Annotated in this window: 21 protein-coding genes; 10 read left to right on the top strand and 11 right to left on the bottom strand. The window is 70.8% G+C overall.

The window, feature by feature from the left end; translation table 11 throughout:
• Positions 1–31: 31 nt before the first annotated feature.
• The 3 genes from AWQ71_RS06070 to AWQ71_RS06060 form a co-directional block, all read right to left on the bottom strand.
• Positions 32–274: a tyrosine-type recombinase/integrase gene (locus tag AWQ71_RS06070; RefSeq protein ID WP_067128002.1), complete on the bottom strand. Its 243-nt coding sequence runs from the start codon at positions 272–274 to the stop codon at positions 32–34.
• Positions 275–625: 351 nt separating this feature from the next.
• The gene (locus AWQ71_RS42990; protein ID WP_067128000.1) at positions 626–1411 is read right to left on the bottom strand and encodes a hypothetical protein; all 786 of its coding nucleotides are present in this window, start codon (positions 1409–1411) and stop codon (positions 626–628) included.
• A gap of 276 nt (positions 1412–1687) precedes the next feature.
• Positions 1688–2320, bottom strand: coding sequence for a hypothetical protein (locus tag AWQ71_RS06060; RefSeq protein ID WP_067127997.1), 633 nt, complete (start codon positions 2318–2320; stop codon positions 1688–1690).
• 158 nt (positions 2321–2478) lie between these two features.
• Here AWQ71_RS06060 and AWQ71_RS06055 point away from each other — a divergent pair, with 158 nt between their 5' ends.
• The 4 genes from AWQ71_RS06055 (at position 2479) to AWQ71_RS44915 (ending at position 5712) form a co-directional block, all read left to right on the top strand.
• Complete coding sequence (locus AWQ71_RS06055; protein ID WP_157570211.1) at positions 2479–3756, top strand: hypothetical protein; 1278 nt, start codon at positions 2479–2481, stop codon at positions 3754–3756.
• Entirely contained in the window at positions 3701–4213 is a 513-nt protein-coding gene (locus AWQ71_RS42985) for a sensor histidine kinase (RefSeq protein ID WP_067127991.1), read from the top strand. The genes AWQ71_RS06055 and AWQ71_RS42985 overlap by 56 nt, the downstream gene beginning before the upstream one ends.
• 169 nt (positions 4214–4382) lie before the next feature.
• Positions 4383–4946 (top strand): hypothetical protein, encoded by a 564-nt coding sequence (locus AWQ71_RS41405; RefSeq protein WP_157570210.1) that lies wholly within the window; start codon positions 4383–4385, stop codon positions 4944–4946.
• Positions 4947–5313: 367 nt separating this feature from the next.
• Positions 5314–5712, top strand: coding sequence for an alpha-amylase inhibitor (locus AWQ71_RS44915; protein WP_500778562.1), 399 nt, complete (start codon positions 5314–5316; stop codon positions 5710–5712).
• Between the two features lie 560 nt (positions 5713–6272).
• On the opposite strand, the gene AWQ71_RS06045 is transcribed toward AWQ71_RS44915, so the two are convergent.
• Positions 6273–6755, bottom strand: a complete 483-nt coding sequence (locus AWQ71_RS06045) for a GNAT family N-acetyltransferase (protein ID WP_084258622.1) — start codon at positions 6753–6755, stop codon at positions 6273–6275.
• Positions 6756–7004: 249 nt separating this feature from the next.
• On the opposite strand from AWQ71_RS06045, the gene AWQ71_RS06040 reads away from it, so the two are divergent.
• From AWQ71_RS06040 to AWQ71_RS06030, 3 genes are all read left to right on the top strand, one after another.
• Complete coding sequence (locus tag AWQ71_RS06040; RefSeq protein WP_067127985.1) at positions 7005–7490, top strand: DnaJ family domain-containing protein; 486 nt, start codon at positions 7005–7007, stop codon at positions 7488–7490.
• A 159-nt stretch (positions 7491–7649) separates the two neighbouring features.
• On the top strand, positions 7650–8300 hold the full coding sequence (locus tag AWQ71_RS06035) for a pyridoxamine 5'-phosphate oxidase family protein (RefSeq protein ID WP_067128893.1): 651 nt from the start codon (positions 7650–7652) through the stop codon (positions 8298–8300).
• 219 nt (positions 8301–8519) lie between these two features.
• Positions 8520–9023 (top strand): DinB family protein, encoded by a 504-nt coding sequence (locus AWQ71_RS06030; protein ID WP_067127982.1) that lies wholly within the window; start codon positions 8520–8522, stop codon positions 9021–9023.
• A 55-nt stretch (positions 9024–9078) separates the two neighbouring features.
• Here the strand turns inward: AWQ71_RS06030 and AWQ71_RS06025 are convergent, their stop codons facing one another.
• A complete protein-coding gene (locus AWQ71_RS06025) occupies positions 9079–10488 on the bottom strand; it encodes an MFS transporter (protein WP_067127979.1) in 1410 nt (469 codons plus the stop codon).
• An 81-nt stretch (positions 10489–10569) separates the two neighbouring features.
• Here AWQ71_RS06025 and AWQ71_RS06020 point away from each other — a divergent pair, with 81 nt between their 5' ends.
• Positions 10570–11424, top strand: a complete 855-nt coding sequence (locus tag AWQ71_RS06020) for a helix-turn-helix domain-containing protein (protein WP_084258620.1) — start codon at positions 10570–10572, stop codon at positions 11422–11424.
• Positions 11425–11458: 34 nt separating this feature from the next.
• Here the strand turns inward: AWQ71_RS06020 and phnE are convergent, their stop codons facing one another.
• The 4 genes from phnE to AWQ71_RS06000 all read right to left on the bottom strand — a co-directional run bounded on the left by phnE (position 11459) and on the right by AWQ71_RS06000 (position 15365).
• Positions 11459–12352, bottom strand: a complete 894-nt coding sequence (gene phnE, locus AWQ71_RS06015; RefSeq protein ID WP_084258619.1) for a phosphonate ABC transporter, permease protein PhnE — start codon at positions 12350–12352, stop codon at positions 11459–11461.
• Positions 12349–13170, bottom strand: coding sequence for a phosphonate ABC transporter ATP-binding protein (locus tag AWQ71_RS06010; protein WP_084258618.1), 822 nt, complete (start codon positions 13168–13170; stop codon positions 12349–12351). The genes phnE and AWQ71_RS06010 overlap by 4 nt, the downstream gene beginning before the upstream one ends.
• On the bottom strand, positions 13167–14096 hold the full coding sequence (locus tag AWQ71_RS06005) for a phosphate/phosphite/phosphonate ABC transporter substrate-binding protein (protein ID WP_067127976.1): 930 nt from the start codon (positions 14094–14096) through the stop codon (positions 13167–13169). Before AWQ71_RS06005 ends, AWQ71_RS06010 begins: the two co-directional genes overlap by 4 nt.
• Before the next feature lie 132 nt (positions 14097–14228).
• Positions 14229–15365 (bottom strand): TIGR03364 family FAD-dependent oxidoreductase, encoded by a 1137-nt coding sequence (locus AWQ71_RS06000; RefSeq protein WP_067127973.1) that lies wholly within the window; start codon positions 15363–15365, stop codon positions 14229–14231.
• Positions 15366–15519: 154 nt separating this feature from the next.
• Here AWQ71_RS06000 and AWQ71_RS05995 point away from each other — a divergent pair, with 154 nt between their 5' ends.
• The gene (locus AWQ71_RS05995) at positions 15520–16311 is read left to right on the top strand and encodes a GntR family transcriptional regulator (protein ID WP_067127968.1); all 792 of its coding nucleotides are present in this window, start codon (positions 15520–15522) and stop codon (positions 16309–16311) included.
• Positions 16308–17042, top strand: coding sequence for a phosphonatase-like hydrolase (locus AWQ71_RS05990; RefSeq protein ID WP_218001685.1), 735 nt, complete (start codon positions 16308–16310; stop codon positions 17040–17042). The genes AWQ71_RS05995 and AWQ71_RS05990 overlap by 4 nt, the downstream gene beginning before the upstream one ends.
• A gap of 20 nt (positions 17043–17062) precedes the next feature.
• On the opposite strand, the gene AWQ71_RS05985 is transcribed toward AWQ71_RS05990, so the two are convergent.
• Together AWQ71_RS05985 and AWQ71_RS05980 are read right to left on the bottom strand one after the other, a co-directional pair.
• Complete coding sequence (locus AWQ71_RS05985; RefSeq protein WP_067127965.1) at positions 17063–18223, bottom strand: hypothetical protein; 1161 nt, start codon at positions 18221–18223, stop codon at positions 17063–17065.
• 142 nt (positions 18224–18365) lie between these two features.
• Entirely contained in the window at positions 18366–21368 is a 3003-nt protein-coding gene (locus tag AWQ71_RS05980) for a bifunctional [glutamine synthetase] adenylyltransferase/[glutamine synthetase]-adenylyl-L-tyrosine phosphorylase (protein ID WP_067128878.1), read from the bottom strand.
• Positions 21369–21413: the final 45 nt, after the last annotated feature.

Genomic DNA, 21413 nt, shown 5'->3' with positions numbered 1-21413 from the left:
GAGCCGTCCTACACGTCGCCGCCGCCAACCGTCAACACAGCTCCGTTCCAGCAACGAGCGCAGCATCGATGGCAGCCCGCGTCGACTCGTCGGAGTCGGGCCACAAATGGCTGTAGGTGTCGAGGGTCGTCTTGGCGCTCGCATGCCGTAGGCGGGCCTGGACGACCTTGACGTCCGCGCCCGAGGCGATCAGGAGCGACGCGAGGTAGTGCCGCAAGCCGTGGAATCGAAAGCCCGCGGGAAGGTCCTGCACCTTGCTGGGGGCTTTCCGCATTGCACGCTCAAGTTTCCATGGGCCGACCTGTGCGCGTTGTCATCGGTCAAGTGCGTCTCACCGCTGTAGTCGGCCTGGACATGGGCCGAGAGTTCCAGCGCCGGCGATGTAGAGGCGAAGCCCTGTTCCGTGTCTGTTCCGCCGGAACACGAAAGATCTCCGAAACTGCTGGCAACTGCTGGAACCTGAAATCCCAGCTCAAAGCCAGTTTTGGAGATCGGCCGTAGGTCAGAGAAGTACCGCTAGAAGAACCCGACCGACAGTCGCGATTCCTGGCAGCTATCGGGGGCGGGGGGAGAGTGGTGCGTACGAACCGGACACCTCCGTCATCGGCTGGCGTCGCGGGTTCTCTCAAGCGACGATCGCGATGACCGCGGAGGCGTAGCCGACGGCCTCCAGGGCCGCATCCACCGTTCCGGCGAGGTTGAGCGTGACGTTGTTCTTGCAGCTCGCGGTGTAGCTGGAGGACGCGCGCCAAGCCGTGGGGAGGGATGGGATGGTGCCCGACTTGCTCCAGTTGTGGTCGCGGGACCCGGACTCGAACGTCCCGTGGAGTCGCCCGGAGGTTTCGAATACGAAGGCCGAGCCCGACGACAGGCGGACGACGCAGACACCGGAGACGTTGTAGCTGGTGGCACCCGAGTCGTGCATGTGTCCGGACCACTGGTAGGTCCCGTTGTCATACAGGGTCAGCGATGTCCAGCCTCCCACCGGGACCCCTCCGCTGAAGGTGACGTTGCGGTTGACAGCTATCGGCGAAGGCAAGCTGGACGACGAGGCCAGACGGCTGGCCGCGGCGGCGTTGTCGGCTTGTGCCTGGCTACGGGCCGCGGGAGTGACGCAGACATCGTCCCCGGTGAAGGCCTCGCGCCACACGTATCCCTGGATGCAGGTGTGCGGTCCGTACGCGCCGTTGGTCCAGCGGGAGGCTTTGACGCTGTTGTCCTGGGCGGCCTGAGTACGGACGGCGGGGGTGACGCAGACGTGGTCGGAAGGGCGTGCCTCGCGCCAGACGTAGCCCTGAACGCAGGTGTCGGGACCGTAGACGGCGGCGGATGCAGGCGTGGCGACGACGGCGGGGAGGACGGCGAGGCCGGCGATCGCGGTGGTGGCCAGGCCGAGTGCGGTGCGCTTCATGGTGATCTCCTGAGTGCGATTACTTCCCGGCATCACCCTTGCCTTCCGGGGCTTGTGTGCCCAGTGAAAGGCCGCCCGCCTGTATGTTCCTTGATCGCGGCATGCGAACCGCTTTGCAATCAGCCCGTGAGGGCGGCAACTCCTCCAGACCAATCCCTCAACGGCGCCCCGAACAACGTCGGTGGCGCGAGTGGGTGAGTACGCCGATCAGTCGTTCCGGGCGGGTGGCCCCCGCCCGGAACGATCAAGGCGACAGCTTGGCCGTGTACGGCCGGGTCAGGCACCGGCGAGCTGAGCCTCGCGGGCCCGGGAACGGCGGGCGGTGACAAGCGACGCGGCGATCAGCCACAACGGCAGCAGCAGGTAGACGACCATCGCCGCCGGGCCGAGGGCACCGACCACGCCCAGCACGACAGTGGTGATCGCGAACCATTTCGGCAGGGTCGCGGTGCGCAGGCCGCCGAGGCCGAGGCCCCAGAACGCGGCCACCAGGCCGACCAGGGCGGGCAGCCAGCCGACCAGGGCGAGCTGGCCGATCGTGGCGGTAGCGGCGGCGTCATGGACCTCGGCCGCGTTGGTCAGTGCGATCTGCACGATCCCGAGCCCGCCGACGCCCGCGGCCGCCACGAGGAACCCGCCGTGCGCGACCGACGAGTAGGTCGGCTCGCCGGCCTCACCCGAGCGCAGGGATGTGCGCGCTGCGGCGGCGAAGAAAACCAGCATGAGCGCGCCGGCGAGCAGAGCGAAACCTGCGATGGAGTTCTGGACGGCCGCGTCGCCGATGACGGTGACGGCCTTGGTGTCGGCCGGGTCGTCGGGCGTCTTCGCAATGAACATTTGCCCGGCCCAAAGGATGCCGGCCAGGCCGCCGGTCCAAGGCAGGAACTTCTCGAACGCAGAGAGCCGCATGACCGGCTCCTTCCTGTGTGTGCTGCCGGTGGCCCTCACCGGCGTACCGAGCCTCGGCCGCCCGCCGGTCCCGCCGCACGATTCAGATGTCCTGAAGGGTTCGGGAACTGTTCCCGGGCATGCTGACACCGGGTCGATCACTCCCACAGAATGGCGGTGTGCAGCAGGCATTGGTCGCTCTCGCCGCCGCCGTACCCGTTTGCATCGGCGTGCTGGTGCTGCGCCGCCGCCCGCGCCACCCGGGGGGCTGGCTGCTGGTCGCGCACGGGGTGCTCTTCTTCGTCCTGCTGACCTTCGACGAGCTGAGCACCTCCCGGACGGGCCTCATCGTCGACCAGCTGACCATGGGTGCCTGGGTCGGGCTGTTCCTGTGCCTGGTCATCATCGCCTACCTGCTGCCTGACGGGCGCACGGCGAATCGGCTCTGGCGCTGGTGGGTACGCGTCGGGCTGTTCGGTGTCCTGGTATTCGTCGTCGGGGCGGCCGGTGATCGGCAGGGGTTCGCCGATGCCCACGCCGGGGCCGCGCTGCCTGTGCCCTGGCTGCCGGAGCCGGTCTCCGGGCTGCTCGGTGTGGTTGGGCTTCTGTTCGTGGCGCTGCTCATTACCGGCAGTTTCTTCGCCGTCTGGTGGCGGCTGCGCCGGGCGTACGGAGATGAGCGGCTGCAGCTGCTGTGGCTGGTGTGGGGAGCGCTCACCGTCCCGGTGACGCTGCTGGCGGGCTGGGTGAACTACTTCCTGCTGGATGAAGGGCCATTGTTCCCGGCAGCGTTGGGGCTCATCGCGGTCGGCCTGCCGGTCACCGTCGGCGTCGCGATCCTGCGGCACCGGTTGTTCGACATCCGGCTCGTGCTGTCGCGCACGCTGACTTACCTGCTGCTCGTCGTCGCCGTGGTGGCCGTGTATGCGTTGTTGCTGTTCGCTACCGACTGGCTCATCGGTAACGACACCGTGGGCGGGCTGCTGGCGGTGGGCGTGGTCGCTGTGGCCGTGCATCCGGCGTACTCGTTCTTGCGGCTGCGGATCGAACGCTGGGTCTACGGATTGCGCTCCGACCCGCGCGCGGCGATCCGCCTGCTGGCCGACCGCACGGAGGCGGCCGACCCGGACGGACTGGTCGAGGCGGTGACCGACGCGGTGGCCTCGGCCCTACAGGTCGGTCGGGTCTGGGTGGAGGCATCCGGAGCCGAGCAGGACACCGCCCTGCGAACGCCGATGATCCACCGGAATGAGCAACGCGCTGATCGCGGAGATCCGCGACGAGGTCAAGGCCTCCATTGCGGAGGTACGGCGGCTCGTCGACGACCTGCGGCCACCGGCGATCGACGAGGTGGGCCTGTTGCACGCGATCCGGCAGCGCGCTGTCTCCCTGTCCGGTGCAGTGACGTTCGAGGTGACCGGCCCCGAGGGGCTCCCGGCGCTGCCCGCCGCGGTTGAGGTCGCCGCCTTCCGGATCGCGTCCGAGGCGATGACGAACGTCGCCCGGCATTCCGGCGCCACCCGCTGTCGCGTCGCTGTCGAGGTGGGCGGATCATTCGAGCTGACCGTGGCCGACAACGGCTGCGGGACGGACCGGACCACCACCCGGGGCATCGGCTGGACCTCGATGCGCGAGCGGGCGGCCGAGCTCGGCGGAAGCTGCACGATCAGCAGCCGGCCCGAAGGCCGCTTGGTCGTCCGCGCGGTCTTGCCCTTGAGCGACAACGATGGCGGGCCCTTCGCGGAGTGGCTGTGGCCGCGGCTGGGCATGTCGTATCCCAGCGCCCTGGGCTGGGCTGTGGAAATCGAAAACGCGGCCGAGAAGTCCGGCACTTCGGGGATGGAGCTCTTCTTCACCCTCCTGGACGAATTCCGCGCCGAACGCGATCAGCCGCAGGATCCTGCAGCGAAGTAGCTCTCCTGCCCGTCAGGACTGTGGCCGAGCCGACCGTGGGACCCCAGCCATCAGATCAAGCCCGGCCGCGCAGGCGGGTAGCTCTGGAGAAGGGTTGCGCCGACTGGGCGGCGTAGGGCAAACCATTGTGGAAGGATCCCGACTTTTCACGAATAGAAGGGTTCGTGGGATGACGCATCCGCCGCGCTCCTATCTGCCGGTAATCCTGTTGGCGGCACTGGCGTTGCCTGTCATGACATCTGGCTGCTCGGCGGTCGGCCGGCTTACGGGCTTGGACTGCATAAACGATCCAACCGGTTCAATGGCTGAGCGCGCCCAAAATGAATCCATTTTGGATAAGATGCCGCCTGGCGCTCACGACGCTTCGGATGTGATTCCCACGCTGGCGTGCACTGACGCCAACGGAATCGGTGAGGTCGAGCGTCTCATCAAATTCGATGGAACGCCTTTCGACGTCGCCTCCTACTATGCCTCCGAAGCGAAGCTGTCAGGATGGCGCATGACGAAGGATGGCACTCGGGAACTGAAGAGAAAAGTGGGGACAACCGAGTATTGGCCGTCCGACACCTGCTACTCCAAAGATCTCGGCGGGTTCGTTGCCGATCTTTTAGTGGCCTTTGATTATTGGTCAAGCGATGCAGCGAGCAACCTCTCGCCACCACGATATTGGCTCCAGATATCATTTTCCCCGACTGGGGGAAATTGCAAGAACGGGGTCGATATTGATTATTGATTTTTGCTCACCGAGATCGACTCGGACATCAGGGATTCGCCTGATAGGAACAGGCACGCTCGTACAGATACACGGATGAATGTCAGGAGTCCCAAAAAAGAGCGCGGACTTCGAAGAATGGGTCTCACCACAAGTGATTCACACCGGGAAAGCTCCACGTCAACCTGACTGCCGCGAAACGAACAGGAGTTCTGCGAATGGGAAAGCGAACTCGCTCGCGGCGCGAAGTCCTTTGCAGCTGAGAGCCGATAACCACGGCGCGGGGCGGAGGGCGCTACCAGCAGATTGGCTTCGCACGTGACTCGCTCGCCGACGCGGCGGACGCGTTCGAAGCCGTCCAGACGACCCTGACGTGCAGATTGACGGAATGTTGCGCGATCTATGGCGGTACGCAGTGCTGTCATGTACTATTGCCAAAATCGCAAAGGATCTTCGAATCGGAGCGGATTCAATGGTGCGAGCGAGCTTCAAGGCGTGGGCCGCGGCCTCTGGTGCCGCACTCCTGCTGATTGCTGGAGCAGGCAGCGCAAATGCGGAGACCACTGGCGCTACGGCGTGGGCGACATGTGTGAAGAAGGTAGACGGGGGCAGGCAGATAACGGGCGAACCCTGGGTCAAGGTAAAGAGCGGGTGCGCTTGGACGTACAAGGTCAAGGTCGTGTGGAACTACGGGCCTGACGGCAAGTGTGTCAATCTCGCGCCGGGCGAGACGACGAGAAGCGTGTCCATCCCCACCGCTTCGTACCAGGGCGTTGCATACTGCTGAAGCCGCCGAGCCGGGTAACAATGTTAAGCCGCGGCTCACCGCGCATCGACCTTCGGCCTGATCAGGGCACGCCCAGATATGGGGACAGTGCAAGAATGGGCCGCAGAATCCCGTAGGGAAAAGAGCCCTCTAGGTGCCTGGCCTAGGGTGGCTCTTTTTCTTTTCCGACTCAGGGAAACCCATACCGCCGGTGTCCCGCCACGGGCCAATCTGCGTGCGCTCTACCGGACCGACGGCGCGCGATCGAGGACGGGGTCTTACAGGAGGCGCTGCACCGTCCACCGGGCGAGGCCGTCATGGGTGCTGGACATCACCGCGTGCGGAAGGCAGCGTCGACGACTACGTCGACCACCTGGTGTGGCTGGTCGGCCTGACGCTGTCCGATCCCACGCACTTCACCCGCTTGTACACGACTCAAAGGAGGCGCTCGGCGTACTGGCGATCGAGATCGAGCGCGTCTGAGAAAAACTAGAACGCCTCGGCCTCTGCGGTCTGGAAAGTTGGGGGCGTCGTACTGTGCCTGCCGCCGCCTATCTCCGGCTCTCAGGCGCCGTCCACGTTCACAGCAGTTGCTCCAGGGAACGCTTCGTCGGCAGGAAGCCGGAGGCTTCGTAAAACGAGCGCGCATCATCGTTGAAATCCCAGACCTCGGTGACGAGGCGGCGGCAGCCGGCCGCTCTTCCCGCCTCTCGAACGGCATCGAGCAGGGCGGTCGCGGCTCCGCGCCGTGTCGCCTCCGGCGCCACGGCGAGCTGGTTCAGGACGATGAACGATTCGGGCCGCAGGAACGCGCTGGGGGCACGCTGCTGGAGCGCCGCGGTCGCGTATCCGACGCATCCGCTCCCCGCGAGCTCGGCGACGAAGCCCCAGACGGACTCGCGACCGAGCTGCTCTCTGTAGATCGTCGCCAGCTCCTCCGGCGGCGGCTGCTCGTTGTAGATGTCCGGCCGATGCCGCGTGTGCAGATCGTGCACGTGGCGGTTCATCTCAGCGAGTAGGGCGGCGTCCTCGGGAAATGCTCGACGCACGGTCAGGGCTGACATCGGGTGGCTCCGCTCGCGATGGTGACAACGGGTGTGACTCTAGATCAAGACAGAACGAAGAACAGCGGATCGATCCCAGCGAACTACCGCCGCGGCCCGATCTCGCCACGTCCCCCGAGTGCCGGGCGGACGGTGGTGAAGTCGGCGATGGGCGGTGGGGGCGCCCGCGCGCCACAGGTATGACGAACGGAGCCCCGTTCCCTCTCGTGGTTATGCTCCGTATGACCGCCTGTGACGGGAGGCGTATCCATGACAGAGCGGAAACCGCCCGGCGTCAGCTTCGAGAGCTGGATCGACCGGCAGATACGCGAGGGCACCGAGCGCGGCCTGTTCGACAACCTGCCCGGCGCGGGCAAGCCCCTTCCCGACCAGGGCAAGCCGTACGACGAGATGTGGTGGGTGAAGCAGAAGCTCCGCGAGGAGAACCTGTCCATGCCGCTGCCCGGCACGCTCGCCCTGCGGAAGGAGGCCGAGGAGGCCCTCGCCGCGGCGCAGGGGGCGAGGTCGGAGGCCGAGGTCCGGAAGATCGTCGCGGACATCAACGAGAAGATCGCTGAGGGGATGAGGAAGGCGATGTCGGGGCCGCCGCTCAACCTGACGCCCTTCGACGTGGAGAAGGTCGTGCGTGAGTGGCGCGCGCATCAGCCCGCCGGGACGCCGCCGCCCGCTCCCCCGGCGCAACCCCGCCCCAAGCGGGATGGCTCCTGGTTCAGGCGGTGGCGCAGGTCGTCCTGACCCCGCCCCGAGATCAGGCTCTGCTCACCCGAAACCTGGGCGATCCGGCCTGGCCGTACGGCGGCGATCAGCGCGTCAGGCGATGCCCGCCCCCCAAGAAGGCGAATGCCGCGAAGTATGCTCAACGACGTTGATCAACGCCTGACGACGGGAGCGATCATGGAGAGCAGCGAATTCGTGGAGGTCACCTCGGAGGCCGAGCTCCGCGAGTTGCTGGGGGCACCGATGCCGAGGGCGATCACCAAGGAGCGCGTGCGGCTGCACGAGCGCGACCGGGAGTGGCTGGCGGTCTCTCCGTTCTGTCTGGTCGCCACAGCCGACGCGGACGGGGCCTGCGACGTCTCCCCGAAGGGCGACCCCGCCGGGTTCACGCTCGTCCTGGACGACACCACGATCGCGATCCCCGAACGGCCCGGCAACCGCAGGGCGGACGGCTTCCTCAACGTGCTGTCCAACCCGCACGTCGGCCTCATCTACCTCGTCCCGGGCCGGAACGAGACGCTCCGCATCAACGGCAGGGCCCGCCTGGTCCGCGAGGCGCCGTTCTTCGACCGGATGGTCGTCAAGGGGCACCGGCCGAGTTTCGCCCTCGTCGTCGAGATCGAGCAGATCTTCTTCCACTGCGCCAAGGCGTTCCTCCGCTCCGAGCTGTGGAAGCCGGAGACGTGGAACCCCGACGCCCTGCCGTCGCACGCGCGCATCGTGAAGAGCCTCCAGCCCACGGAGGAGACGCTGGAGGAGCTGGAGCGCTACTACGGACCCGAGTACGCCACCCGCCTCTACCAGTCCGCCCGCCCTGCCACCAAGTGATCGCCGGGCCCGGCCTCCGCGTTCCGCGAAGCGCCCCGCAACGGCGCCATTCGTAATCTCAGCCGGGGGATGCGGGGCGGGAGACCGCCCCGGCCGTCCCCGCCCAGGGCCGCTGCGCGCGCCCTCTGTACGGGCCACGCCGTTCCAGGCCGGGGGCGTGGCCGGGCGGCCGAATAAACGATTGGACACCCCGGTCGCGGCACCTGAAGGATGCGGGCCATGACACGCACCGACTTTCCCTCGTCCTTCGACGAACGCACCATGCTGACGACCTTCCTCGACTACGCGCGTGCCACTGTGCACGCGAAATGTGAGGGGCTCTCGGACGAGGACGCCGGCAAGGCCCCCCTCCCCGGGTCGCCGCTCATGACGATCTCCGGCCTGGTCAGCCATCTGCACTGGGTTGAGTACTCCTGGATGCAGGTCGTGTTCCTCGGCGAGGAGGACCACGGACCGTGGACGGAGGAGGACCCCGACCGCGAGATGCGGATCGGCCCCGACATCCCCCTGGCAACGCTGCTGGCCGACTACGAGGCCCAGTGCGACCGCTACCGGAAGCTGGTGGCGTCCCTCGATCTCGGCACCCTCGCGAAGCGCAAGGTCCGGAGCGGCAAGGATGTGGAGCTGCGCTGGATCATCATGCATCTGATCGAGGAGACCGCCCGCCACAACGGGCACATCGACATCCTCCGGGAGATGGCCGACGGCGTCACCGGCGACTGACGCCGCCGCACCACACCGATCACGCTGCCGGGATGGTCCGCCGCGGCGGAGAGCCCTACTCCTCCGCGGCCGTCAGGCCGGTCAATGCCGGTTTCCTGTGTTCACGGATGAACGCGAGCACGGCCACCGAGCCGGTCGCGGCGACCGCGGCGGCGACGAAGAGAGCCGAGCGCAGGCTGTCGACCGTGGCGGCGCGGAGCGCCTCACCGGTCAGGCCGGCAGTGTCGTGGCCGGCCACAGCCACCAGGACGGCCAGGCCCGCGCCGGCGCCCGCTTGCAGGACGGTGGAGGAGAGGCCCGAGACCGCACCCTGCTCGTGCGGGGCCACGCCGGTCGAGGCCACGATGAACATGGTGGCGAACGACAGGCCCGCGCCCAGGCCGAAGCCGACGACCCCGGCCAGCAGACCGAGATGGGACCCGCTGACGGACAGGCTCGCCGCCAGCACCGCCGTACCGGCCGCACCCACGACCAGGCTGAGCACCAGCGTGCGGTACGTCCCGAGGCGCGGGATCAGCCGCTCGGCGGCCAGGTTGCCCACCGTGATCGCCAGGGTCGGCCCGAGGAAGGCCAGGCCCGACCGCAGGGCGTCGTAGCCGAGCACGTCCTGGAAGTGCAGCGTGAGGAAGTACGGCACGCACTGCAAGGTCAGGCCGTACAGCAGGATGGCGCCGGCGCCGACGCTCGTGTGCCGGTTGGCCAGCAGCCGCAGCGGCAACAGCGGGTTGCGGCTGCGCGCCTCGATCGCGAAGAACCCGGCGAGCGACGCGGCGCCCGCCGCGAGGGCCCCGAGGACGCCCGGGGAGGCCCAGCCCCAGTCGGCACCGTGCGCGATGGCGAGCACGAGCACCGTGATCCCCACGGTGCCGGTGAGCGCGCCGGGCAGGTCGAGCCCGCCCGGCCTCCGCGCGCCGTCCGGCGTCAGCACGGTGAACGCGGCGGCGGCGCCGACCACGGTCAGCGGCACGTTCACGAAGAAGACCGCCTCCCAGCCGAAGGCACTGGTGAGCACGCCGCCGAGCAGCGCGCCCAGGCTGAGTCCGGCGGCGCCGCACACGGCCCACACGGTCATCGCCCGGTTGCGCGCGGGCCCCTCGTCGAACATGGTGACGACCAGCGAGAGGGTCGCGGGCATCAGCACCGCGCCGCCGATCCCCTGCAGCGCCCGTGCGCAGATCAGGAGCCCCGGGGAGGTGGCCAGCCCGCCGAGCAGCGAGGCCACGCCGTACAGCAGCATGCCGCAGACGAACATCCGCCGCCTGCCCACCAGATCGGACAACCGGCCGCCGAGCAGCAGGAAGCCGCCGAAGGGCACCGCGTACGCGCTGACCACCCATTGCAGCGCGTTCGGAGAGAAGCCCACGTCACGCGCGATCCACGGCAGCGCGACGTAGACGACGGTGAAGTCCAGGGCGGTGATCAGGCTGCCCAGGCCGAGAAGGACAAGAGGGAACGCGTATCGCATGCCGGACAGCCTGGTGGCGCCCCCGGAGGCCGGCCAGCCCCGCGTTTTGACTACTCAAAGATTGCCTATGCTGGGGCGGACATGGATCGCGCGGTTGAGTTGAACGAGTTCCTCAAGTCCCGCCGGGCGCGGCTGCGGCCGGACGACGTCGGCCTGCCGCATCGGGGCAACGGAACGCGGCGGGTACGCGGGCTGCGCCGTGAGGAGCTGGCGCTGCTCGCCGGGGTGAGCGTGACCCACTACACGCGGCTGGAGCAGGGCCGCGGTCAGAACGTCTCGGCCGAGGTGCTGGACGCCATCGCCGGGGCGCTGCGGCTCTCCGGAGACGAGCGGGCATACCTGCACGCGCTGGCCCGCCCGGCGCGCGGGAGTCATGATGTCGCGTCGGCCCCGCTCAGGCCGGGGCTGCGGCGGCTGCTGGACTCCCTGGTGCTGACGCCGGCCCTCGTCCTCGGGCGGCACGCCAACGTGGTCGGCTGGAACGCGCCGGCCGCCGCGGTCTTCGCCGACTTCGCCGCGCTACCCGAAGAGCGCAGGACCATCGGCCACCTGATCTTTCTGGACGAGGAGATCCGGCGCATGCACGGCGAGGGCTGGACGCGGCTGGCCCGGGAGCACGTCGCCCAGCTCCGGGTCCTGGCCGTACGTCACCCGAAGAGCCCGCAGATCATGGCGCAGGTGGACGCGATCTGCAGGGAGAGTCCGGAGTTCCGCCGCCTGTGGCATGAGCACCACGTGGCCGTCGCGACGTACCGGGACTATGTGCTCGACCACCCCGTCGTGGGCGAGCTGCGGCTGTCCGCCGAGCTGGTCGCCCTGCCCGGCGATCCGGAACTGCAGGGGATGGACCTGTTCGCCGCCGAACCCGGTTCGGAGTCGGAGGACAAGCTGCGGCGCCTGGTCGCCACGACCACGCGCCGGCCGTCCCCGCGCTAGCTCTCTCCACGCGAAGCCGGGGTCCGCGCGGCCCTCACATCGCGATGCGGCGGCGTACGGCGGCGGAGAGCAGGTCCACGCCGATGACGAGCACGAGCACGATCAGCAGGTGCGTGGCCATCTGGTCGAACCGGAAGAGCTTGATCGACTGGTTGACCAGGAAGCCGATCCCTCCGGCGCCGACGAGCCCGAGCACCAGCGACGAGCGCACGTTGACGTCGAACCGGTAGAGCAGCAGCCCGATGAACTGCGGCACGACCGCGGGCAGGATCGCGTGCGCCACGACCTGGACGCCGCCCGCGCCGTTGGTGCGCAGCGCGTCGCGGGGGCCGAGGTCGATCTCCTCCATCGCCTCCGACCACAGCTTGCCCATCACGCCGGTGTTGTGGAAGATCAGCGCGAGGACGCCGGCGAACGGTCCCAGCCCGACGGCGGTCACAAAGATCAGCGCGAACACGACGTCCGGCACCGCCCGCAGGAACGACAGCAGCGACCGGGCCGCCTGGTAGACCCACCGGTTCGGCGTGGTGGTCCGGGCGCCGAGCACGGCGAGGACGAGCGCGAACGGCACCGAGAACGTGGTGCCGAGCAAGCCGATGTAGAGCGTGACGAGCGCCGCCCGGATCCCGGACCCCAGCACCGGCCAGGACAGGTCCGGAGGGATCGCCTCGCCGACGAAGTCGGCCATCCCGTGCCAGCCCCGGACGAGCTCGGCCGGGGAGAAGCCGGTCCCCTGCCAGGCCAGGACGTGGAGCGCGACGAGCACGGTGACGACGGCCGCTCCGAGCGCCGAGGGCGAGCGGCGGCGGGACGGCGGGGCCGGCACCGCTCCTCTCCGCCCGTCCGGGTCGCCCGCCGTCTCCGCGACGGCGACCAGGCCGCTCCCCCTGCCCGGCGTGCGGTGGTCGCGGGGTGTGTCCCAGGTCATGACGCCCCCTCCCCGGCGGCGTAGAGGTCATCGAGATCGCGGTCCGAGAGGTGCGCGGGCGCGGTGTCGAACGCGAGCCGGCCGCGCGCGAGCCCCACCACCCGGTCCGCGTAGCGCCGCGCCAGCTCCGGCTGGTGCAGCACGGCCGCGACGGCGAGGCCCTGGCCGCGGGCCAGGTCGGACAGCAGCTCCAGGACCTGCGTGGCGGCGGCCGGGTCGAGGGCGGCTACGGGTTCGTCCGCGAGCACGACGTCGGCGCGCTGGCACAGCGCGCGGGCGATCGCGACGCGTTGCTGCTGCCCGCCGGAGAGCCGGCCCACCGTGTCACCCGCCCGGTCGGCGAGGCCGACGCGGTGCAGGCACTCCATCGCCTCGTCGCGCAGCTCGCGGGGGAACAGCGCGGAAACGAGCGAGTGCCGCAACGGCAGCCGCCCGAGCGCCCCGGCACAGACGTTGTCGAGCACGGTCCGGCGCTGGACCAGGTGGATCTTCTGGAAGATCATCGCGGCTCTGCTGCGCCGCCGGGCGAGTTCCCGCCCGGACAGCCCGACGATCTCCTCACCGTGGAGCCGGATCGACCCGCCGTCGGGCTGCTCCAGCCCGACCACGCAACGCAGCGCGGTGGACTTGCCCGAGCCGTTCGCCCCCAGCAGCACGACCAGCCCGCTCGCGGGGATCCGCAGGTCGAGCCCGGCCAGCACGGTACGGCCCGGGAAGGACTTGCGCAGCCCGGTGATGGACAGCGACGGCACGGCCTCGGGGGACGGCCTGTCGGCGACGGCGGTGCCGCCCGCTGAACGTCCCGGCGACACGCTCATACGTCCTTCTCGCTCAGGCCGAGCGCGGCGGCCAGCTCGAACAACGGCCGGTAGGTGTCCTGGGTGACCTCGGCGAGCGGGCCGGGCGGGTCCACGTCCAGGAAGGCGCCGACCTTGGCGACGTCGCCGGGGTCGAGGCCGAGCAGCGCGTCCTTCAGGACGGTGCGGAAGGCCGGGTCGAGCGTGCCCGCCACGGTGATCGGGTCGTTCGGGATCGGGTCGGACGTCCAGACCTTCCGGTAGCGGGAGGGGTCGAACGTGCCGGCGGCCTGCGCGACGGCGAGCTGCTGGCTGTTGATCTCGGCCGCGTCCACCTTGCCCTTGGTCAGCGCGAGCAGGGCCTCGGGGTGCCCTCCGGCATAGTCGATCTTCACGTCCGCCTCCGCGACGCCGGCGGTCTTCAGGGCGTAGCGCGGCAGCGCGTCGCCGGAGGTCGATCCGGTGCTGCTGAGGGCGAGCGTGCGGCCCTTCAGATCAGCGATGGACGTGATCGGCGAGTCCTTGGGCACCCAGATCCCGGCGGTGTACGTGGTCAGCCGGCCGGAGGCGTCGGCGAAGGAGACCAGGGCCTGCGCCCCGGCCTTCTGGCTGGCGAAGACGTAGCCGAGCGGGCCGAACTGCGCGATGTCGAGCTTCCCGTTGCGCATGGCGAGCACCTCGGCCGAGTAGTCGTCCACGACCTGCAGCTCGACCGGGCAGTTCAGCTTCTTCTCCAGCGCCGAGGCGAGGACCTCGTACGCGGGCTTGAGCTTGGCCGGGTCCTCGTACGGCTCGATGCCGAACCGGACCTTGCCCTCCGGGCAGGTGGCCGAGGCGGAGCCGGCGGCTCCGGTGGCCGTGCCCGTGTCTGTGCCGCCGCAGGCGGCGAGGGCGAGACAGAGGGATGAGACCGCCGTGACGAACGCGATGGACCGCTTGGCGCGCATCCGATTCTCCTTCAGCTTTCGACGAGTACGCGGTGGGGGTGACCGGCCCGGATCAGACGGGCCGGTCGGATGAGAGGGCCTCGGCCGGAGCCGGCCGAGCCGGGTGATCTGGAAGGGGGTCTGGAGGGAGATTTAGGCGAGCAGGTCGTCGAGGACGCGCGGGGCGAGTCCGAGCGCGGTCGTCATGCCGACGCCGGAGGTGACCGCGACCGCCCGAACGCCGGGAAGGGGGGCCTCGACGAGGAAGTCGCGGTCGGGCGAGGCGGCGTAGACGCCGCGCCACCGCTCGACCACCCGCAGCGGTCCGGTCCCGAGGAGCCGGGCCGCCTGGGCGAGCACCGCCTCGTCGAGGACCTCGGCGTTGAACGGGTCGAGCGTGCGGCCGTACACGTGCGTGTCACCGAGGGTGAGGTCGCCGTCCGGCCGCTGGGTGAGCATCAGGTTCAGCCCGGCGGCGACCAGGTCGGGGTGCTCGGCCTCCAGCCGCGCGCGTACGGCGGACAGGGACGGGCAGCCCCCGAAGCCCCGGTAGCGCAGCAGCGAGAAGCCGCTGAAGACGGCCGGATCGACGGCGCGGTCCCACGGCGCGCGCACCCGCAGCATCTGCAGGGTGCAGCGCTCCACCTTCGCCTCGTCGGCGAGATCGGGGAAGTGCCGGTCCAGGTCGTGGCCGGCGGCCAGCACGACCGCGGTGGCCGCCACATCGCCCCGGGCGGTGCGGACCAGCCCCGGCTCGATCGTCAGCGCCGCGGTCCCCCACAGGAAGCGCACGCCCTGAGCCGCCAGCCAGGACGCGAGGGCGTGGACGGCCTCGCGGGGATCGACCCGGATGTCCAGCGGCAGCCATGCCCCTCCGACGGCGTCCGGGCCGACCGGAACGCGGGCCTCGACGTCGGCGCGATCGAGCAGCCGCACCTGGTCGCCGCGCCGGTCGCGGAACTCCTCGAGCACGGCGCGCTCGTCGTCGGCGCGGGCGACCACCACGGTGCCGGACTCGCGCGCCCAGAAACCGGCCTCCTTCGCCAGCCGGATCCACGCGGCGCGGGCGTCCAGGGCGTATTCGAGCGCCGGGCCGTCCTGGGCCGTGACACATCCGTGGCCGAAGTTCCGCACCGAGGCTCCGACCGCGTGTTCGTCCCGTTCGACGACCACGACGGACAGGCCACGGCGTACGGCGTCCACGGCGTGGGCGAGGCCGACGATCCCCGCGCCGACGATGACGATGTCGGCGCGTTCCCGTGGCCTCGCAAGCAGCGGTGCACTTGTCATGACAAGTAAGGTGGCCGACTTCTCCGACGCTCGTCAACACGCCCAAGCGAGTTGTCGCACCTTGTTCGCCTTCTATTAACCTCGCAGGTCAGAGGGGTTAGCGAGAGATCGGATCCCCTTGCGTCGGCGGCGTCGAGATGTATAGTCAACTGCCGTGGAGCAGGCAATTCACGAGCGCATCGCCGACGACCTACGGCGCCGCATCGTCGGCGGCGAGCTCTCCGTCGGCGCGGCGCTGCCATCGGAGTCCCAACTGTGCGAGCAGTGGTCGGTCTCGCGCGGTCCCGTACGGCAGGCGTTGAGCGCGCTGCGCGCCGAGGGGCTCGTCGGCGGCGGCCGCGGACGCCCGCCGGTCGTGCGCACGGGCCAGGTGTCGCAGCCGTTCGAGACGTTCCTGTCGTTCTCGCTGTGGGCGCGCGGCCTCGGCCGTACGCCCGGCCAGCGCACGGTGGAGATCGCGCGGCGGCCCGCGCGGCCCGAGGTGGCCGACGCGTTGGCCATCGACGAGGGCGACCCGGTCGTCGAGCTGCTGCGGCTGCGGCTGCTGGACGGCCGGCCGACGATGGTGGAGCGCACCGCCTTCGTCGAGCCGGTGGGCCGTCTGCTCTTCGACTTCGACACCGACTCGGGGTCGGTCTACGCCTACCTCGCGGAGCGCGGGGTCGATCTTTCCGTCGCCCGGCACGTCTTCGACGCGGTCGCCGCCGACGAGACGGACGCCTCGCTCCTCGACGTCCCGCCGGGCGCGCCGCTGCTGCGCGAGCGCCGGAGGGCCGGCAGCGCGGCGGGCGAGCCGTACGAGTACTCCGACGACCGTTACCGGCCGGACGTCGTCACCTTCACCATCGAGAACGCCCAGCGGGCCCGCCCCTCGGTCGGCCGCACCTGGCGGCCGGGCCGTGACGACGACATGCGACCCGCACCTGCTGAGGAGGAACCGTCTTGACGATCGAACTCGTGGTCCTGGACATGGCCGGCACGACCGTGGAAGAACACGGCGCCGTGTACCAGGCGCTGGCCGAGGCCGTCACCGCCGCCGGGGGCCGCCCCACCGAGGCCGACATCCAGCGCTGGATGGGCGCGAGCAAGCGCGAGGCGATCACGCGCCTGCTCGCCGAGAGCACCGGGCACGACCCGGACGAGGCGACGGTGGACGCCGCCTTCGCCGACTTCCGCGCCCGGCTGGACAAGGCGTACCGCGACCGGCCGCCCACTCCCCTGCCCGGCGTCCCGGAGGCTTTGGCCCGCATCCGCGCGGCCGGTGTCAAGGTGGCGCTGACGACCGGATTCGACCGCGAGGTCACCACCGCGCTGCTCGCCACCCTCGGCTGGCGGGTCGCGCCCGGCGCGGCCCCACTGGATGGCGCAGTGGATGGCGCGGTGGACGTCGCGGACGGCGTGGTGATCGACGCGTCGGTCTGCGTGGACGACGTGCCCACCGGCCGTCCCGCCCCCTACATGATCTTCCGGGCGATGGAGGCGACGGGTGTCTGGGATGTCGCGCGGGTCGCCGTGGCGGGCGACACCGTACGCGACCTCCAGGCCGGGACGAACGCGGGGGCCCGCCTCGTCGTCGGCGTGCTGACGGGGAAGCTGGACGCCGTCGGCCTGGGCGCGGAGCGGCACACCCACCTGCTGCCCGGCGTGGCCGACCTGCCCGAGCTGCTCGCGCTGTAGGCCCTCCGCCGGCGGTGGGACTACTTGTCCGGCGTCGAGACGCGTGAGCGGATGCCGGTGATCCGGCGGAAGACGTCCCACCAGAACGGGGCGCCGAACAGCAGCGCGAACAGGGTGATCAGGAAGCCGGGCCAGTGGGACGGGGACGCCACCCGGCTCCACCAGTCGCCGCCCTGCCACGACCAGGACGGCCCGGCGGCCGCGGCGCCCATCTCGACCGTCACCGGCGCGTGCGTGAAGATCTGTGCGAACGCCGGGGTGCTGAGCACGTCGGTCACGCAGGAGTAGGTGTCCTCCGCGGACGCGCACCGTTCCTTCAGCGGAGCCAGCGCCTCCGCGCCCGACTGGGCGAACGCCGCGACCGAGCTGCGGTAGGCGCTGTCGTTCAGCAGCGACTTGCCGTACTCCAGGGAGTCCATGCCGAAGAGCGCCGTGACGAGCAGGCTGAGCACGGCGATCACCCAGCGGACGTACCTCCGGTACAGCATGGTGAGCCGCTGCATCTCGCCGTCGAACCAGTCCGCGACCCCGTTGCGGAACGCCTCGATGTCGTGGGACGCACGGTCCCAGACGGCCTTGAGCGGCCGGTAGAGCGGGCTCCTGAGCGTGTCCAGCTCGCGCATCAGCCGCTCGACGCCGCCCATGTCGGTGGCGATCTCCATCAGCGCGACGGCGAACCGGGCCGGGGGGATCTGCGCGATATTGGTCCGGCCGCGCGCCGAGTGGTCGATCTCCTGCAGCCGCTCGTGCAGGAGGTCGGCCAGCGACTTGCCCCCCTCCGGCCGGCCGGCGAGCGGCGGGCTCTGCACGGGCGCGGGCCGCGCGCTGAACGCCGGTCGCGGGTCCCGCCCGAACGGCAGCTTCGCGAACACGCCGAGCACGGTCGCGGGCAGCCGGGACCGGCCCTCTCCGGACGGCGGGAGCAGGTCGGCCAACCGGGCCCACAGCCAGCGCCCCACGCCCTTCAACCGGTCGAGCACCCCCGTCAGGACCCGCAGTGCCACCGGGACCCGCCGCGCGACCTCCGCGCCGTCGAGGGTGTCGCGCAGGTACGCCCACAGGAACTTGCTGCGGATGCCGAGCAGCCGGACGATGCCCTCGTTGACGCCGCTGACCAGCAACGACAGCAGCAGGAAGGCGAGCACCAGGCCGAGGGCGAAATCGGTGTAGTACGAGATCACAGGATCACCGCGAATCTACGCGCGGCCCCGTCCAGCGGATCGGGGCTCACCGGGGGACGTCGATCGCACTGTTGATACACCGGGACGCCGGGCCGCGGCAACGGAATCGGGGGAACGGCCGCGACCTCGACAGGGGGCGGTGTCAGTCCTCGTAGAAGAGGCGCTCCACGACCGTCCTGGCCCGGCGGGTGACCCGGCGGTAGTCCTCGATGAAGTCCTCGGAGCCGTCCGGCGGGTAGCCGAGCGCCCGCGCGATCAGCGACCGCTCCTTGACCGCCGTGGGGATCGTGTCCCCGGCCCGGCCCCTGACCAGCATCACGGCGTCCCTGATCCGCGAGGCGAACCGCCACGCCTGGTCGAGCACGGCCTCGTCCTCGGCCGCCAGCAGGCCCTCGTCGACCGCGGCGCGCAGCGCGCCGAGCGTCCGGGTCGTGCGCAGCGCCGGTACGGCTCCCGCGTGGCGGAGCTGGATGAGCTGCGCCACCCACTCCACGTCCGAGAGCCCGCCCCGGCCCAGCTTTGTGTGCAGGGCGGGATCGGCGCCGCGCGGCAGCCGTTCGGCCTCCATGCGTGCCTTGAGCTTGCGGATCTCCCGTACGGCGTCGCCCGGGATGCCGTCGGCGGGATGGCGCACCGGGTCGATCATGGCGATGAACTCGGCTCCGAGCTCGGCGTCCCCCGCGCAGAACCGGGCGCGCAGCAACGCCTGCGCCTCCCAGTGGGACGACCAGCGGGCGTAGTACGCCGCATAGGACGCGATCGTGCGGACCAGCGGCCCCTGCCTGCCCTCGGGCCGCAGCCCGGCGTCCACCGGCAGCGGCGGATCGGGGGCCTGGAGCGCGAGCAGCCGGCGCAGCTCCTCGGCGACGGCGTGCGCGGCGTCGGTGGCGTCCCGGTCGGCCGCGCCCGGCAGCGGGGCGTGCACGAACATCACGTCGGCGTCGCTCGCGTACGAGCTCTCCAGGCCGCCCAGCCGGCCCATCGCGATCACGGCGATCCGGGTCGGCATCGGCCCGCGCCGCTCGGCGCTCACCTTGTTGACCGCCGCGTCGAGCGCGGCCTGGATGGTCACGTCGTTGAGCGCGGAGAGCGCCTGCCCCACGCCCTCGATGTCGATCAGCCCGGCCAGGTCGGCGCACGCCGTACGCAGCAGTTCGCGGCGGCGCAGCGCGCGGACGGCGGCGACGGCGGTCTCGGCGTCCCCGCCGTGCCGGCCGACCGCCGCGGCGGCCTCGGCCGTGAGCGCGGCGGCCGGCCGTACGGCGAGGGCGGCGTCGGAGCCGAGGATCGCGACGGCCTCCGGCGCGTGCAGCAGCAACCCGGTGACGTAGCGGCTGGTCCCGAGCAGGTGGGCGAGCCGTTCGGCGACCGCGGTCTCGTCCCGGAGCAGCCGCAGATACCACGGCGTGGCCCCGAGCTTGTCGCTGATCTGCCGGAACCCGAGGAGCCCGGCGTCCGGGTCGGGCGCGTCGGCGAACCAGCCGAGCATGACGGGCAGCAGCGTGCGCTGGATCGCGGCGCGGCGGGACACCCCGCTGGTGAGGGCGGCGATGTGCCGCAGCGCACCCTCGGCGTCGGTGTATCCGAGCGCCTCCAGCCGAGCTCTCGCGGCGGCCGCGGACAGCCGGGTCTCGGTCTCGGGCAGCCGCGCGACGGCCTGCAGCAGCGGCCGGTAGAAGAGCTTCTCGTGCAGCCGCCGCGCCTCCAGCGCGTGCCGCCGCCACGTCCTGGTGAACTGGCCGACAGGGTCGCTCGTCATGCCGAGTGCCCGCCCGAGCCTGCGCAGGTCGGCGGTCTCCGACGGCACGACGTGCGTACGGCGCAGCCGGTGCAGCTGGATCAGGTGCTCGACCCGGCGCAGGAACGTGTACGCCTCGGCGAGCGACTTGGCGTCGTCCCGGCCGACGTACCCTCCCCTGGACAGGGCGGCGAGCGCGGACAGCGTCGCGCGGCGGCGCAGCAGCGGATCGCCGCGCCCGTGGACGAGCTGGAGGAGCTGGACGGCGAACTCGATGTCGCGCAGCCCGCCCGGCCCGAGCTTGATCTGGCGTTCGGCGTCGCCGGCCCTGACCTGGGCCTCCACGCGGCGGCGCATCGCCTGCACGTCCTCGACGAAGTTCTCCCTGGCCGCGGCCTGCCAGACCAGCTCGTTGACGGCGGCGACGTATTCCTGGCCGAGCTCCAGGTCGCCGGCCACCGGCCGGGCCTTGAGCAGCGCCTGGAACTCCCAGGTCTTGGCCCAGCGCCGGTAGTACGCGAGGTGGCTGTCGAGCGTGCGGACCAGCGGGCCCAGCCTGCCTTCGGGGCGCAGTCCCGCGTCGACCTCCCACAGCGCGCCCTCGGGGGTGCTCTCGGAGCAGGCCCGCATCATCGCCTGGGCCAGCCGGGTCCCGGCCTGCAGCGCCTTGGTCTCGTCGGCGCCGTCCCTCGGCTCGGCCACGAAGACCACGTCGACGTCGGAGATGTAGTTGAGCTCCCTCGCGCCGCATTTGCCCATGCCGATGACGGCGAGCCGTACGTCGCCCGCGTCCGGGACCTCGGTGCGGGCGATCTCCAGGGCGGCGTCGAGCGCGGCCGCGGCGAGGTCGGACAGCTCGGCGGTGGTGTCGGCGAAGGCCGATTCGCCCATCAGGTCGCGGGCCGCGAGGTGGAGCAGCCGTCCCCGGTAAGCCACCCGGAGGGCGTCCAGCGCGGCCCGGCGGTCCTGCGGGAACGCGGTGACGGCGGTGATCAGCTCTTCGCGCAGCTCACGCTCGGTCGGCCGACCGGCCCTTCCCGGCCCGGCGGCCCCGGCCTCGGAACCGGTCGCGGGTGGCCCGGCCCTGTCGTCCCCGGGCCGCTCCAGAAGCCGCAGGTGCTCCGGATGCCGGACGACGTGGTCGCCGAGCGCGGCGCTCAGGCCGAGAACGCGCAGCAGCCGCGCGCGCAGGGCGGGATTCGCGCGGAACGCCCCGAGCACACTCGGGTCGCGTTCGACCAGGCGGGCCAGCGAGGCGAGCGCGAGGTCGGGGTCGGCGGTCGCGAGGAGGTCGTCGAGCAGCTCGACGTCGCCGACCGCCTCCGGGCCGAGTTGGTCCAGCAGCCGCTCCGCCCTGGCTCCGTCGGTGAATCCGAGCCTGGCCAGGCGCCCCGCCGTGGTCTGCATCCGGGAGTCGGCGTTCACCGTGCCTTCTTCCAGCTCGACGTCGAT

Source organism: Microtetraspora malaysiensis, assembly GCF_001528665.1.
Lineage (GTDB): Bacteria > Actinomycetota > Actinomycetes > Streptosporangiales > Streptosporangiaceae > Microtetraspora_A > Microtetraspora_A malaysiensis.
Note: the sequence above shows the minus strand (reverse complement) of the source record. Positions and strands in the feature narration are given on the sequence as shown.